The sequence below is a fragment of the Janthinobacterium sp. BJB401 genome (assembly GCF_013372745.1).
Taxonomy (GTDB): domain Bacteria; phylum Pseudomonadota; class Gammaproteobacteria; order Burkholderiales; family Burkholderiaceae_D; genus Janthinobacterium; species Janthinobacterium rivuli.
Window position 1 is genome coordinate 23,650 of sequence record NZ_JABXFH010000043.1, and the last position, 13,525, is coordinate 37,174.

14 protein-coding genes are annotated in these 13,525 nt (G+C 63.3%); 4 read left to right on the plus strand and 10 right to left on the minus strand.

From position 1 onward, the window contains the following. Window positions 1–2: 2 nt before the first annotated feature. The gene (locus HWE17_RS22435; RefSeq protein ID WP_035820683.1) at window positions 3–629 is read right to left on the minus strand and encodes a flavin reductase family protein; all 627 of its coding nucleotides are present in this window, start codon (window positions 627–629) and stop codon (window positions 3–5) included. 197 nt (window positions 630–826) lie between these two features. Between HWE17_RS22435 and HWE17_RS22440 the strand changes: the two genes are divergently transcribed. The 4 genes from HWE17_RS22440 (at window position 827) to HWE17_RS22455 (ending at window position 4,865) form a co-directional block, all read left to right on the plus strand. After that, window positions 827–1,888 carry an AI-2E family transporter gene (locus tag HWE17_RS22440; RefSeq protein WP_099400319.1) on the plus strand — a complete coding sequence of 354 codons (1,062 nt, stop codon included), beginning with the start codon at window positions 827–829 and terminating at the stop codon, window positions 1,886–1,888. Window positions 1,889–1,891: 3 nt separating this feature from the next. Beyond that, window positions 1,892–2,626 carry a hypothetical protein gene (locus HWE17_RS22445; RefSeq protein WP_176390300.1) on the plus strand — a complete coding sequence of 245 codons (735 nt, stop codon included), beginning with the start codon at window positions 1,892–1,894 and terminating at the stop codon, window positions 2,624–2,626. Between the two features lie 278 nt (window positions 2,627–2,904). Further along, window positions 2,905–3,363: a hypothetical protein gene (locus tag HWE17_RS22450; RefSeq protein ID WP_152598735.1), complete on the plus strand. Its 459-nt coding sequence runs from the start codon at window positions 2,905–2,907 to the stop codon at window positions 3,361–3,363. A gap of 74 nt (window positions 3,364–3,437) precedes the next feature. Further along, window positions 3,438–4,865, plus strand: coding sequence for a hypothetical protein (locus HWE17_RS22455; RefSeq protein WP_035820691.1), 1,428 nt, complete (start codon window positions 3,438–3,440; stop codon window positions 4,863–4,865). Window positions 4,866–4,938: 73 nt separating this feature from the next. Here the strand turns inward: HWE17_RS22455 and HWE17_RS22460 are convergent, their stop codons facing one another. The 9 genes from HWE17_RS22460 to hflX all read right to left on the minus strand — a co-directional run bounded on the left by HWE17_RS22460 (window position 4,939) and on the right by hflX (window position 13,503). Then, complete coding sequence (locus HWE17_RS22460; protein WP_176390301.1) at window positions 4,939–5,244, minus strand: NIPSNAP family protein; 306 nt, start codon at window positions 5,242–5,244, stop codon at window positions 4,939–4,941. Further along, window positions 5,241–6,167: a WD40 repeat domain-containing protein gene (locus HWE17_RS22465; protein ID WP_176390302.1), complete on the minus strand. Its 927-nt coding sequence runs from the start codon at window positions 6,165–6,167 to the stop codon at window positions 5,241–5,243. The genes HWE17_RS22460 and HWE17_RS22465 overlap by 4 nt, the downstream gene beginning before the upstream one ends. Continuing rightward, window positions 6,164–6,673 carry a GNAT family N-acetyltransferase gene (locus HWE17_RS22470; protein WP_035820700.1) on the minus strand — a complete coding sequence of 170 codons (510 nt, stop codon included), beginning with the start codon at window positions 6,671–6,673 and terminating at the stop codon, window positions 6,164–6,166. The genes HWE17_RS22465 and HWE17_RS22470 overlap by 4 nt, the downstream gene beginning before the upstream one ends. 65 nt (window positions 6,674–6,738) lie before the next feature. Beyond that, entirely contained in the window at window positions 6,739–7,284 is a 546-nt protein-coding gene (locus HWE17_RS22475; RefSeq protein WP_034752020.1) for a phosphoribosyltransferase, read from the minus strand. A gap of 66 nt (window positions 7,285–7,350) precedes the next feature. Beyond that, window positions 7,351–8,664, minus strand: coding sequence for an adenylosuccinate synthase (locus tag HWE17_RS22480; RefSeq protein ID WP_034752021.1), 1,314 nt, complete (start codon window positions 8,662–8,664; stop codon window positions 7,351–7,353). A gap of 3 nt (window positions 8,665–8,667) precedes the next feature. Beyond that, the gene (locus HWE17_RS22485) at window positions 8,668–9,828 is read right to left on the minus strand and encodes an ATP phosphoribosyltransferase regulatory subunit (RefSeq protein WP_034752022.1); all 1,161 of its coding nucleotides are present in this window, start codon (window positions 9,826–9,828) and stop codon (window positions 8,668–8,670) included. Between the two features lie 266 nt (window positions 9,829–10,094). Next, the gene (gene hflC / locus HWE17_RS22490; protein WP_046685707.1) at window positions 10,095–10,982 is read right to left on the minus strand and encodes a protease modulator HflC; all 888 of its coding nucleotides are present in this window, start codon (window positions 10,980–10,982) and stop codon (window positions 10,095–10,097) included. Beyond that, window positions 10,982–12,277 (minus strand): FtsH protease activity modulator HflK, encoded by a 1,296-nt coding sequence (hflK, locus tag HWE17_RS22495; protein WP_176390303.1) that lies wholly within the window; start codon window positions 12,275–12,277, stop codon window positions 10,982–10,984. The genes hflC and hflK overlap by 1 nt, the downstream gene beginning before the upstream one ends. A 2-nt stretch (window positions 12,278–12,279) precedes the next feature. After that, a complete protein-coding gene (gene hflX / locus HWE17_RS22500) occupies window positions 12,280–13,503 on the minus strand; it encodes a GTPase HflX (protein WP_035820708.1) in 1,224 nt (407 codons plus the stop codon). Between the last annotated feature and the right edge of the window lie 22 nt (window positions 13,504–13,525).

A 13,525-nucleotide genomic window follows, 5' to 3' on the forward strand; every position in this document is an offset into this window, starting at 1 on the left:
TGTTACGGCCAGGCGGGCCGGCGCATGTGGAACAGGCTGTCCGGCCCGATCTCGAAATAATCGGCCGGACCGCCGCCGCGCAAGATCGGTGCGGCGGCCGCCGTGTCGTACACGCCATCGCTCAACAGGTGGCGCGCGATGTGCACGCCCACCACTTCCCCCAGCACCAGCCAGCTGCCGACACCGTCGCCATTGACGCCTTGCAGCTCGATGATCTGCGTGCGCCGGCATTCGAAGGAGACGGGACTTTCGGCCACGCGCGGCACCTTGACGATGCGCGAGGCGGCCGGCGTCAGGCCGGCCAGCGCGAATTCATCGACCTCGGGCGGCGCCGGCGCGCAGCTGATATTCATCGCGTCGGCCAGTGGACGGGTGGCCAGGTTCCACACGAATTCGCCCGTCTGTTCGATATTGCGCAAGGTATCCTTGCGGCCGATGCTGGAAAAACCGATCAGCGGCGGATGGTAATTGAAGGCGTTGAAAAAGCTGTACGGCGCCAGATTGAGCACGCCCTCGCTGCTGCGCGAGGCGATCCAGCCGATGGGCCGCGGCCCCACGATGGCGTTGAACGGGTCATGCGGCAGGCCATGGCCCTGTGCAGGTTCATAAAAGTGAATGTTGTCGGCCACGCGCGTTCCTGAAATCGAAGTCATAGGCGCCCGGGATGGAACGCCTGGAGCGACAGCTTACTGGAATTGCCGCCACCGCGTTGCCAGCCCGCCGGCGCCAGGCGCGCTCACGCACGCATCATGACAATTGTATGGCGCTCAGCACCACGCCTCGCTTATGATGGGACAACTCAACCCTTATCATTCCGCTACCGCCCATGCCTACCCTCACGCTGCACCAGAAAGTGTTCCTGCTCCTCCTGAGCATCGTCACCATCGGCTTCGGCTGGATACTGGCGCCGTATGCGGGCGCCATCTTCTGGGGCGTCATCCTGGCGATCCTGTTCGCCCCCGTGTACCGCTGGCTGCTGCGGAAAACCAAGGGCCGCGCCGGCCTGGCGTCGCTGCTGACCTTGCTGCTGATCATCGTCATCGTGATCCTGCCGCTGTCGCTCATTTCCGTCTCGCTCGTGAACCAGGCGGCCAGCGTCGTGGAAATGGTGCGTTCGGGCGAGATCACGGTCGCCATGTTCTTCAATAAAATCATGGCCGTGCTGCCGCAATGGCTGATCAATTTGCTCGACCGCTTCAACCTGACCAGCCTGGCCAGCCTGCAGGACAAGCTGGCCGAGGGCGCCACGCAGGTGAGCCAGGTGGTGGCGGTGAAAGCCATCAACGTGGGCCTGTACACCTTCGAATTCCTCACCAGCCTGTGCATCATGCTGTACCTGCTGTTTTTCCTCATGCGCGACGGCTCGACCCTGTCGGCCCGCATCAAGGGCGCCGTGCCATTGAGCCGCAAGTACAAGCAGCGCCTGTTCACCAATTTCACCACCGTGATCCGCGCCACCGTGAAAGGCAACATCCTCGTGGCGATCGCCCAGGGCGCCCTTGGCGGGCTGGCGTTCTGGTTCCTCGACGTGCCGGCGCCCCTGCTGTGGGCCGTGCTGATGGCTTTCCTGTCGCTGCTGCCGGCCGTCGGCGCCGCCCTCGTCTGGGCGCCCGTGGCCGCCTATTTCCTGGCCACCGGCGCCATCTGGCAAGGCGCAGGCCTGGCCGCCTTCGGTGTCTTCGTCATCGGCCTGGTCGACAACGTGCTGCGCCCCATTTTGGTCGGCAAGGATACCAAGATGCCCGACTACGTGGTGCTGCTGTCGACCGTGGGCGGCATGGCCCTGTTTGGCCTGAACGGTTTCGTCATCGGACCCGTGGTGGCAGCGCTGTTCATCGCCTCGTGGGATCTGTTCGTCTCGGCCAGCGAATTCCAGGCCGAGGATTGAGGCGTGGCGGCCTGGGCAGGCGGGAAACAGATGCGCATCGGCCTTGCACGACAAAAGCATGATTTTTCTCTCGGCCAGCGCTCCCATGGCCGCTACATCGCCGCGATTGTCGTGCTGCACCTGGCGCTGTTCTGGGTAGCCACGCGGCCTGTACACAGAAGCGTCGAGCACGATAAGCGGATCTGGCTGCAGCTGATGCCGCCACAGCGCCCAATGCAACGCTTCATTCCCCCCGCCAAGCCCGATCCGGCGCCGGCACGCGCGCCAGCCCTTCCATCGAGCGCGGCAAGCGTGTCGCCGCCAAAGAAGGCGACGGCATCGGTGCAGGACCAGCCGCAAGACGATGCCCTGCCGGCAGAACCGGCGCCTGCCGCACCCAGGACCGGCGCCCTCCCCCTGGCGCAACGGGCGCTGCAGGCAGCCGGCGCCATCGACCGCCAGCTGCGCGCCGAGCATCCGCAGGAGTTCGTGGCGCCGCCCGATACGCCGCAGACGCGCCTGGCAAAGGGATTTGCGGAAGCGCATGCGGCGGTCAAGCCGAAGTGGTTCGAAGCGGCCCGCATCGAGCTGTTCAGCGCGCCAAACGACCCGAAACGCATCTACCGCGTCATCACGGCGACCGGTGAATACTGCATCTATTTACCGGACAAAGGCAGCATGTCGCTGAACCTCAGCGCGCGGTCCGGCTACGCCGGTTTCGGCGAAGGGACGGCGGCGCCTTGTCCCATCCGGTTTTAACAGCGGTCGATGCAGCGCGCCTCCAATAAAACCTGCGGAACCCTGCGCTGCCGACGGCGCCACTTGCGCTTCCTGAAACAGGCGGGAACAGCCTGGCGGCAGAGTGTCCGCCGGCGCCGGCCAGCCTCGGCAACTATCCACATGAGACCGCATTTCGCATATTTATCATGTTGCAATAGTATACATTTAGCAACATGTGCGAAAATATAGTTTTTGACGCACCAGGCGCCGCGGCGTAGTGTCGGTCCTCCCGACAACCACGTAATGAGGAGCCTTCCATGGCAAATCCACTGTGCTTAATGATGCCGGTACTTCCCGGCACCAACCCGACCGCCATCGCCGCGACATTGGTGGAATACCAGGCGAAGATCAATGCCGCCCTCACCGAGATTGGTACCGTGCACTTTGCCCGTTTCACCCTGCTTGACCGCTCCCAGGCCAATCTGCTGCCCAACCTTCAATCGGTGGGCACTTCCGATACCCTGATCATCGGCGTGATCACCGAGTATGACGGCAGCTTCAACGACTACATCGAAGATTTCGTGGACCAGCTGGGCGAGGTATTCGACGCACTGCTGCAGTTTGTCGTGGGTGGCAAGGCGTTGATGCCCGTTGCCAAGCACGTGACCGCATTTGAAGCCTTCATCACGGCCAACGACGCCGCGCAGCACGTGCCCAATAATGGCCTGTATAGCGCCTATCCGCAGACCGTTCAGAAAATCCTCGCCTCGGTCTGAACCAAACACCACGCCGAGGCTGCGCAAGCGGCCCCACCACCCTGCCAGCCACCACCCCAGCCCCCGGAGACAGCATGGCCGATCCCACCATCGATTACGACGACGTGCAAGGCACGATCCTGCGCGGCTACCGCGTCAACCTGGCGCGCCACTTCATCTTCAGCATCACGGATGCGGCGCAGGCACGGTGCACCATCGCGGCCCTGCTCGACGGCAGCGACGGCTTGCCGTCCGTTACCACCGCGCGCCATATCCGCCCCAAGCCGCCCTGCTTCCTGAACCTCAGCTTTACCGCTCCCGGCCTGTCGGCGCTGGGCGTTGCCGCGACCGATCTGGCCACCTTTGACCAGGCATTTCAACGGGGTGCAGCCGACCCGGCCAGCGTCAAGGCCGTGGGCGACGTGGGCGACAGCGCCCCCGAACACTGGCTCGGCAACCTGGGGCCGGCCACCCAGGCGGGCCAGGTGCATGCGTTGTTGAGCCTGTGGGTCAGCGAATCGACGGAAGTGCTGGAGGCAAGCTCGGCCAGACTACGCCGCGCCTTTGCCGCCGGCTGGCGTGAACTGTATGCACACGACGGCGTGGCCCTGCCAGACAACCGCGTGCATTTCGGCTACCGCGACAGCATCGCCCAGCCGGACGTCGATGGCGCACCGCAGCGCAAGCACGAACACGACCCTGACCCGCTCAACAGCGTCATGACGGGGGAATTCCTGCTCGGCTATCAGAATGAGAACGGCGGCACCTACGAGGTGCAGCCACCGCAACTGTCCACCAATGGCAGCTACGCCGCCTTCCGCATCCTGGAGCAGGACGTGCCCCTGTTCGACAGCATCCTGAGCCAGGGCGCGGCCAGTTCCGGGCTCAGCACCGAAATGGTGGCCGCCAAGATGTGCGGGCGCTGGCGCAACGGCAATCCGCTCGTGCTCAGGCCGGACGAGGCCGGCCCCGTGCTGCCGGACGCCAGCCTGAACCGCTTTCACTATGTCGATGAACAGCCGGAACTGGACGACACGCTGGGTCTGAAATGCCCGATCGGCGCGCATATCCGGCGCAACAATCCGCGCGACGAAGCCGTCGTGGGCGCCTCCGCCCGCCACCACCGCATCGTGCGGCGCGCCATGCCCTACGGTAGCGAATATGATCCGGCCGCCCCCATCGCAGAGCAGCGCGGCCTGGTCGGCTATTTCATCAATGCCAGCCTGCGCAATCAGTTCGAATTCCTGATGAAGCAGTGGAACAATGAGGATATTTTCGTCAAATCGGCCGTCGGCCCGGCCGGTCCCGAGGCGGGCAATGCCACGCTCAACATCAGCGGCCAGGACGTGTTTCTGGGTGTCAACGACCCGGCCGTCAGTTCCTTCACCTTGCCCGGCGTGGGGCCCAAGGGCAGCGGCAATACCACACTGCAGCATTTCTCGCGCAGCGTCATCACGCGTGGCGGCGTGTATTGCTTCTTCCCCAGCATCACGGGCTTGCGCTACCTGGCGAACCTCGGCTAGGCGGACGGGCTAAGGAGGCAAGCGGGAACGTCCCGGACCGCTTGCCTTGATCCTGTCAGCGCGATGGACGCTATTAGGCAAACACGGGCCGGAAAAAACTGCGCTCATAACTGATGATGCAGCGCGTCTCTTCGGCATAGCGGAAGGCGGCCTGGCATTCGGCGTCCTGCATCGAGTCGCTGCGGTACTGCTCGTACAAGGCCAGGCTGGGGAACGAGAACATGGCCAGCGCCACATTGCTGGCGCCCTCGGATGGCAAAAAATAGCCGTGGTGCTGGCCGCCGAAGCGTTCGACCAGCGGTATCCACAGCTTGCCGTAGGCTTCGAATTCCCGCAATTTATACGGGTCGATGATGTAACGCAGGTAGCAGGTGATCATGCGGTTTCCTTGTAAACGTTCAGATCCATCAGCATGCCGGACTCCCAGGAGCCGATGGCGGTCAATGGCGAGCCAGGCACAAAATCCAGCGCGCAGGGATAGGTAACATCTTCCTGCGCCAGGACGGCAAGCCCGGGCCAGGCGTAGAACAGCAGCTTGCCCTTGCCGATGCGTCCCAGCGCGCTGCCGTCGGGCAGCCAGCGCAAGGCGTCGCCCGTGCCGGCGCCCGCCTCCACGCGCGTCGTGGCCAGCACGCGGCCATCGTCCATCGCATGCACGGATAAGAATTCCTCGCCGCCGGTGTCATGCAGCACGGCCAGGCGCTCGCCGTCGGGCGATGGCGCGCACGACGCCAGGCTGGGCAGCGACAGCACCTTGCGCCCGCCTCCCGCCTGCAAGGGCCAGTCCCATACGCTGCAGTAGTCTGGCGGCTGCGCCTGCCCTTCCTCCACCGATTTGACGCCATGCAGGACCAGCAAACGCCGCCCGCCATCGATGGCGTAGGTTGCGCGCAGCATTTCGCCCGGGTGCTCGTGCTTGAACAGTACTTCGCCCGTCTGCGCATCGCGCACCCGCAAGCAGCCATCCCAGCCGCCGTCGGCCAGATACCGGCCGCACGGCGACCACGCGGGGCCGCTGCCTTCGCCATCCTTTTTATTCTGGAAGCTCACCAGCACTTGCCCCGCTACGGCATCGAGCACGGCCAGCTGGCCCGTCGTGCTCTTGATGGCCAGCCGGCGGCCGTCGGGCGAGAATGCCATACTGGAGCAATGCGCGATGAATTTGCCGCGCCACAGTTTCTGGCGCACCGCCACGTCCCACAGCACCAGGTCGCGCCCCAGCACGGCCAGGCGCGTGCCATCGGGCGAAAAGCGCACGCCGTAGCTGCAGCCCAGCTTCAGGGGATTCTGCGCTGCCGTCATGGGCGCGCCAGCCGGTAGACGACGCTATCGAGGTCGTAATGGCGCTCCATGCCCGCGTACTGCATGCCCAGGCGCGTCATGACCTTGATCGATGCCGCATTGTCGGGATGGGCGACGGCCACCACTTCGGGCGCGCCGACGACGTCGAACGCGTGCGCGACGATGGCGGCCGCCGCTTCGCTGGCATAGCCCTGCCCCCAGCTGGTGCGCGCCAGGCGCCAGCCGATTTCCAGGGGATTGGCCTTGACGCCGGAGAGGTGCTGCAGGCAGGCCATGCCCACCAGTTCACCATCGTCGAGGCGTATCATCGCCCACCACGAATAGCCCCACTCGGCCCAGCGGCCCATGGTGCGCGTGATGGCCGCGCGCGTGTCCTCTTCCGTCTCGGGCTGGCCCGCGTTCAAATAGGTCATCACCTCGGGATCGGTGTTGAGCGTGCGCATGCGCTCGTAATGGCTCTCGTTGATCGGTTCCAGGCGCAGGCGCGCCGTCGTCAGTATGGTCATCGCATTTCCTTGGACGAAAAAAAAGACGATACACGATCGTCTTTTTTTTGCAAGCGCGCACGCAATTACTTGCCTGCTTCGCCCTTCTTGATCCACGCCGCCAGCTGGTGCGGACGCAGGCCGTCGTAGTCTTCGAACGGCTGGTGGATCCACGGGTTGTGCGGCAGTTCGTCGAGGAAGTAGTCGGGACGCACGACGGAGCAGCCTTTCAGCCAGATCACGGCCGATTTGACTTCGGTCACGTCAGGGAAGTTTTCCTTCAGGTGACGCGTGACCTTGTCCAGGGTGACGCCCGAATCGGCCAGGTCGTCGACCAGCAGAATGCGGCCGGCCAGCGGGCCCTTGGTCATGGTCATGTACTTGGCGATATCGAGGTCGCCGCGCACCGTGCCCGCGTCTTCGCGGTAGGAGCTGGTCGACAGGATAGCCAGTGGCAAATCAAAAATGCGCGAGAAGACGTCGCCGGGACGCACGCCGCCGCGCGCCAGGCACAATACCTGGTCGAATTTCCAGCCCGATTCGTAGACCTTGAGCGCCAGGCGCTCGATCAGGCGGTGGTATTCTTCCCAGTTGACCCAGAGGTGTTGATCGTTCGATTGTGGGGTAGTCATGATAGTGGAATCTTATTATTAGCGTGATTAAAAAAATCCGCCTTGCGGCGGATTGTGTCCAGCAGCTTACTCGAATGGGTGACGCAGCACGATCGTTTCTTCACGATCCGGACCGGTCGAAACCATGTCCACCGGTACGCCGACCAGTTCTTCGATGCGCTTGATGTAAGCGCGCGCCGTTGCTGGCAGGGCTGCCAGCGATTTCGCGCCGACCGTGCTTTCCGTCCAGCCTGGCATCTCTTCGTACACCGGCACGCAACGGGCGGCTTCTTCAGCGCCCGATGGGAAGATGTCCGTGGCCACGCCGTCGATGGTGTAGCCGGTGCACAGTTTCAGCGTTTCGATACCGTCCAGCACGTCCAGCTTGGTCAGGCACATGCCCGTCACGCCGTTGATCTGCACGGAGCGGCGCAGCAAGGCGGCGTCGAACCAGCCGCAGCGGCGGGCACGGCCCGTCACGGTGCCGAATTCATGGCCGACTTGCGCCAGGTGGTGGCCGACGCCCGCATCCGTTGGCAGTTCCGAAGGGAACGGGCCGGAACCGACGCGCGTCGTGTAGGCCTTGGTGATGCCCATGATGTAGTGCAGCATGCCAGGACCGACACCCGAACCGGCGGCGGCATTGCCGGCCACGCAGTTCGACGAGGTGACGAACGGATACGTACCGTGGTCGACGTCAAGCAGGGAACCCTGCGCGCCTTCGAACAGCAGATTCGCGCCGGCCTTGTGCGCCTTGTACAGCGCGCTCGACACGTCGGTGACCATCGGACGCAGACGCGGCACATAGGCCAGCGCGTCGTCGAGGGTCTTCTGATAGTCGACTTTCGGCGCCTTCAGGTAGTTTTCCAGCACGAAGTTGTGGTAATCGAGGTTTTCGGCCAGCTTTTCGGCAAAGCGCTTCTCGTTCAGCAGGTCGGCGATACGGATCGCGCGGCGCGCCACTTTGTCTTCGTAGGCCGGGCCGATGCCCTTGCCGGTGGTGCCGATCTTCGCATCGCCACGCTTGGCTTCACGCGCCAGGTCGATCGCGGTGTGGTAAGGCAGGATCACGGGCGCCGCGTCCGACACTTTCAGGCGCGAGGCGACTTCGACGCCGACCGCTTCGAGCTTGTCGATTTCACGCAGCACGTCCGGCACGGAAACGACCACGCCGTTGCCGATGTAGCAGGCGACGCCTGGACGCATGATGCCCGACGGGATCAGCTGCAGCGCGGTTTTGACGCCGCCGATGACCAGCGTGTGGCCTGCATTGTGGCCGCCCTGGAAGCGCACCACACCCTGGGCGTGATCGGTCAACCAGTCGACGATCTTGCCTTTACCTTCATCGCCCCATTGGGTGCCGATGACAACGACGTTCTTTGCCATAATTTTCTTTGACATCACTTAACCTAAGTTTTTAAGAATCCAGCTACTACCATTATCGGCAAGTACCAGCACGCGATCGCACTCGAACTCGTCTTGTTCATTACTGTGACCCGGCATACTCTGGATCACGACCTCGCCCGCCTTGCGCAACTCGGCGATTTTTTCCTTCAATTCTGGCGCGCTGCCCCACGGCGCGCGGATCGAATGCTTCCGTTCCGCGGTCGGCAACAGGCGCGCCAGTTCGCGCAAATCGAGCGAGAAGCCGGTCGCGGGACGTGCCCGGCCGAACGCTTCGCCGACGTGGTCATAACGGCCGCCGCGCGCAACCGCGTTCGGCAAGCCAGGTACATACAGCGCAAACATCGCGCCACTTTCATATTGGTAGCCGCGCAGGTCGGCCAGGTCGATCGCCACTTCGGCGCGGCCCAGCGCGGAGCCTGCCAGCGCGGCCAGCTCGGCCAGCGCTTTCAGCACGCCCGGCAACGGCGGCAGCACTTCGCGCGCACGCGCCAGCACGTCGATGTCGCCATACAGGTTAGGCAAGGCCAGCAGCGCATCGCGCGTGACGGCATCGTAGGATGCGGTCAGGGCGCGCAGGCCCGGCGCATCTTTCGCGCGCAGCAAGGCGTACAGCGCAGCTTCGTCGCGCTCGGCGGCGGCGTCTTGCGCAATGATAGCGCGCAACAGGCCGACGTGCGACAAATCCAGGCGGACGCTATCGAAACCGGCCAGTGCCAGCGAAGCGAGCGCCAGTTCCTGGATCTCGGCATCCGCTTCCAGGCCGGCGTGGCCATAGATTTCGGCGCCGATCTGCAGCGGCTCGCGGGTGGCGTGCAGACCCGACGGACGGGTATGCAGCACGCTGCCGGCGTAGCACAGGCGGGTGACGGTGGCACGGTTGAGCAGGTGCGCGTCGATGCGCGCCACTTGCGTCGTCATGTCGGCACGCAGGCCGAGCATGCGGCCCGACAGCTGGTCGACCAGTTTGAACGTGCGCAGGTCGGTATCCTTGCCAGCGCCGGTCATCAGCGATTCCAGATACTCGAGCAGCGGCGGCATCACCAGTTCATATCCGTACAGACGGAAATTATCCAGCATGAGGCGGCGCAGCTCTTCGATCTTGCGCGCTTCCGACGGCAAAACATCGGCAATATTTTCGGGCAAAAGCCAATTCGGCATGAGGGAGCGAGATACGGAAGAAAGTTGAAAAATGCATCATGCGAGGCAGCGGCGGGCGCGCCAGGCAAGAGGCCGAACCTGATATTTTACGCGAAAACACGGGCCTTTAGGGATAAGTTGTCCGAAACGCTGCCGCACAGCCCTAAAAACACCGCATTTACGCCTTCCCGCAACAGCCTGACGGGCACAAAAAAACGGGGCCGGCATCGATGCCGGCCCCGCTGCCGCCACCCGGTCTTGCGGCCGGGGGCAGTGTCGATGCTGTTTTACTTCTTGGACGGAGCGGCCGTGCCGTTACCCTTGAAGTACTTGAAGAATTCCGAACTCGGATCGACCACCATCACGTCGCCCTTGTCCTTGAACGTGGCGCGGTAGGCTTCCAGGCTACGGTAAAACTTGTAGAACTCCGGATTCCGGCCAAACGCTTCCGCATACACTTGCGATGCCTTGGCGTCGCCCTCGCCGCGGATCTTCTCGGCTTCGCGATACGCTTCGGCCAGGATCACCGTGCGCTGCTTGTCGGCGTCGGCGCGGATTTTCTCGGAGTCGGCCGAACCGGTCGAACGCAGCTCGTTGGCCACGCGCACGCGCTCGGACTTCATGCGCTCGTACACGGAGTTGTTGATCTGCTCGACGTAGTCGACGCGTTTCAGGCGCACGTCGACGATGCCCACGCCGATGGCCTCGGCCTCGGCGGCCACCTTGGCCTTGATCGCCTGCATCACCTTGCCGCGCTCGCCCGAGATCACTTCGCGCACCGTGCGCTTGGTGATTTCATCATTCAGCGCGGCCTTGACGATTTGCGACATGCGGTTGCGGGCGCGGCTTTCATCACCGCCAAAGCTGCGGAAATAGGTCTTCGGATTGACGATGCGCCACTTCACATACGCGTCGACGAGAATATTCTTCTTCTCGGCCGTGATGAAGCGCTCCGGCTCCGGCGTGTCGAGCGTCAGGATGCGCTTGTCCAGGTAGATGACGTTCTGGAACGGCGGCGGCAGCTTGAAGTACAAGCCTGGTTTGCTGATCTCGTCCTTGACTTCACCGAGGGCGAAGACGATGGCGTATTTACGCTGATCGACGACGAACACGGTCGAGGAAAGGAGCATGATCGCGATAAAGCCCGCGATCAGGGCAGCAACGATACGGTTCATTAGCGGCTCTCCCGTTCACGCGAAGAGCGGCTGTCGCGACGCGAATTGACTTCTACTGTCTGCATGGCTTCCTGTGGCATTACGGTATTGGCTGCGGGTGCGGCCGCTGTGGCGCGCGCTGCCGCGGCCGAGGCGTCCGACGCCGCCTGCTGGGCGATCAACTTGTCGAGCGGCAGATACAGCAGATTGCTGCCCGTCTTGGCGTCAACCATGACCTTGCTGGCACTGCTGAACACTTGCTGCATCGTTTCCAGGTACATGCGGTCGCGCGTGACGGCCGGCGCCTTCTGGTACTCGACCAGCACCTGCTTGAAGCGCGACGCATTCCCTTCGGAGTTCTCGGTCACCATGGCCCGGTAGGCCTCGGCTTCCTGCACCAGGCGGAATGCTGCGCCGCGTGCTTTAGGAATGACGTCATTGGCGTAGGCCTGGCCTTCATTCTTCTGGCGTTCACGGTCCTGGCCTGCCTTGACGGCATCGTCGAAAGCGGCTTGCACCTGCTCCGGCGGCTGCACGGCCTGCATCGTCACGTTGTTGATCAACACGCCAGACTTGTAATCTTCAAGAATCTGCTGCATCAATTTTTGCGTGTCGAAGGCCACTTTTTCACGGCCTTCATACAGCACGAAATCCATCTTGCTGCGGCCGACCACTTCGCGGATCGCCGTCTCGGCGACCTGGCGCAAGGTGTCTTCCTGGTCGCGCAGGCTGAACAGCCATTCCACCGGATCTTTCAAGGTGTACTGCACCGCGAACTGGATGTCGATGATGTTTTCATCGTCCGTCAGCATCAGCGACTCGCTGGCCTGCTTGTTGCGCAGCGACGTGCGATAGCCAACTTCCACCGTGCGCACCTGCGACACGTTGACGGTTTCATCGGTCTGGAACGGATACGGCCAGCGCCAGTTGAGACCGGCCGGCGCCGTGCGCGTGTATTGGCCAAACGTCAGCACGACGCCGCTCTGGCCCTCTTGCACGATGAAGGCGCCGCTGGCGAGCCAGATGAAGACGGCGATCACGCCGACCACGCCGGCGGTGATGCCGGCGCCCTTCATGTCGGGACGCGGGCCACCGCCACCGCCGTTGTTACTGCCGCCGTTGTCGGGACGGTTCTTCTGTCCGAAAAAGGCGTTCAGGCGCTGATTGAAATCGCGCCACAACTGATCGAGGTCCGGCGGACCTTCGCCGGGCTTTTTGCCTTCTTGGGCTTTCTTGCCGTCGTCCTTGCGATTGCCCCAGCGGGGATCGTTCAGGGACAACTTCAAGCCTGTTTTTTTGAGTAGGGAGACAAGCATAACTATCGTGTTCCGACTTGGGAGTGGGTGGAAATCCTATCGTCCTCGCCAGGCTCTTCGTCCTGGTCCGGGGCGGCGCCATCGTGCTGGTCGTACTGACCGTCAAACTGATCTTCCTGCGGTGCTGCGTCGTTCTGGTACAGGTGGGCCGAACGAGGCGCCTTCCTGGCCATCTCGACGATCGCATCGCGCAGCAGGTCGAGCCCGCTGCCCTTCTGCGCACTGACGAACACGCGACTGATCGTAGCATATTCATCGCGTTCCACCGAAGGCTCCAGCCCGGCCGCATCGATCTTGTTCCACACGAGGATTTGCGGAATATGATCGGCGCCGATCTCTTTCAAGACCAGGTTGACCTGTTCGATCTGCTCCATGCGTACCGGCGACGCGGCGTCGACGACGTGCAGCAGCAAATCGGCATGGATGGTTTCTTCGAGCGTGGCGCGGAAGGCCGCCACCAGCTGATGCGGCAATTCGCGCACGAAGCCGACCGTGTCGGAGATCACCACATTGCCCACTTCCTGGCCCAGGTAAACCCGGCGCGAGGTGGTGTCGAGGGTGGCGAACAACTGGTCGGCGACATACACGCCGGCCTTGGTCACGGCATTGAACAGGGTCGACTTGCCGGCATTGGTATAGCCGACCAGGGACACCGAGAATGTGTGATTGCGGCCGCGCGCGCGGCGCTGCGTTTCGCGCTGCTTGTGCAGCTTTTCCAGGCGGGCGCGCAAGGCCTTGACGCGGTCGCCGATCAGCCGGCGGTCGGTCTCGAGCTGCGTCTCGCCGGGACCGCGCAAGCCGATACCGCCCTTTTGCCGCTCAAGGTGGGTCCAGCCGCGGATCAGGCGCGTGGCCAGATGCTGCAGCTGTGCCAGCTCGACTTGCAGCTTGCCCTCGTGGCTCTTGGCGCGCTGCGCGAAGATGTCGAGAATCAGGCTGGTACGGTCGAGCACGCGCACATTCAGGCGCTTTTCCAGATTGCGCTGCTGTGCGGGCGACAGGGCATGGTTGAAGATGACGATTTCCAGGCCATCGTTGACGACGACGTCGCCAATTTCATCGGCCTTGCCGCTGCCGACGAAATACGCGGAATCGGGACTGGAACGCTTGGCCGTGATGGTGGAAATCGGGTCGGCGCCAGCCGAACGCGACAACAGCATGAGTTCCTCCATGCTGGCGGCGAAGTCGCTGTGACCGAAGTCAACCCCGACTAGTGCCGCGCGCATGATGGCAACTGATGAGTTGTGG

What these genes read in the sequence shown, in the direction of transcription:
- HWE17_RS22440 (WP_099400319.1), top strand. Translation starts at nt 827, where the DNA reads ATGCCTACCCTCACGCTGCACCAGAAAGTGTTCCTGCTCCTCCTGAGC.
- HWE17_RS22450 (WP_152598735.1), top strand. Translation starts at nt 2,905, where the DNA reads ATGGCAAATCCACTGTGCTTAATGATGCCGGTACTTCCCGGCACCAAC.
- HWE17_RS22455 (WP_035820691.1), top strand. Translation starts at nt 3,438, where the DNA reads ATGGCCGATCCCACCATCGATTACGACGACGTGCAAGGCACGATCCTG.
- HWE17_RS22460 (WP_176390301.1), bottom strand. Translation starts at nt 5,244, where the DNA reads ATGATCACCTGCTACCTGCGTTACATCATCGACCCGTATAAATTGCGG.
- HWE17_RS22465 (WP_176390302.1), bottom strand. Translation starts at nt 6,167, where the DNA reads ATGACGGCAGCGCAGAATCCCCTGAAGCTGGGCTGCAGCTACGGCGTG.
- HWE17_RS22470 (WP_035820700.1), bottom strand. Translation starts at nt 6,673, where the DNA reads ATGACCATACTGACGACGGCGCGCCTGCGCCTGGAACCGATCAACGAG.
- HWE17_RS22475 (WP_034752020.1), bottom strand. Translation starts at nt 7,284, where the DNA reads ATGACTACCCCACAATCGAACGATCAACACCTCTGGGTCAACTGGGAA.
- HWE17_RS22480 (WP_034752021.1), bottom strand. Translation starts at nt 8,664, where the DNA reads ATGTCAAAGAAAATTATGGCAAAGAACGTCGTTGTCATCGGCACCCAA.
- HWE17_RS22485 (WP_034752022.1), bottom strand. Translation starts at nt 9,828, where the DNA reads ATGCCGAATTGGCTTTTGCCCGAAAATATTGCCGATGTTTTGCCGTCG.
- hflC (WP_046685707.1), bottom strand. Translation starts at nt 10,982, where the DNA reads ATGAACCGTATCGTTGCTGCCCTGATCGCGGGCTTTATCGCGATCATG.
- hflK (WP_176390303.1), bottom strand. Translation starts at nt 12,277, where the DNA reads ATGCTTGTCTCCCTACTCAAAAAAACAGGCTTGAAGTTGTCCCTGAAC.
- hflX (WP_035820708.1), bottom strand. Translation starts at nt 13,503, where the DNA reads ATGCGCGCGGCACTAGTCGGGGTTGACTTCGGTCACAGCGACTTCGCC.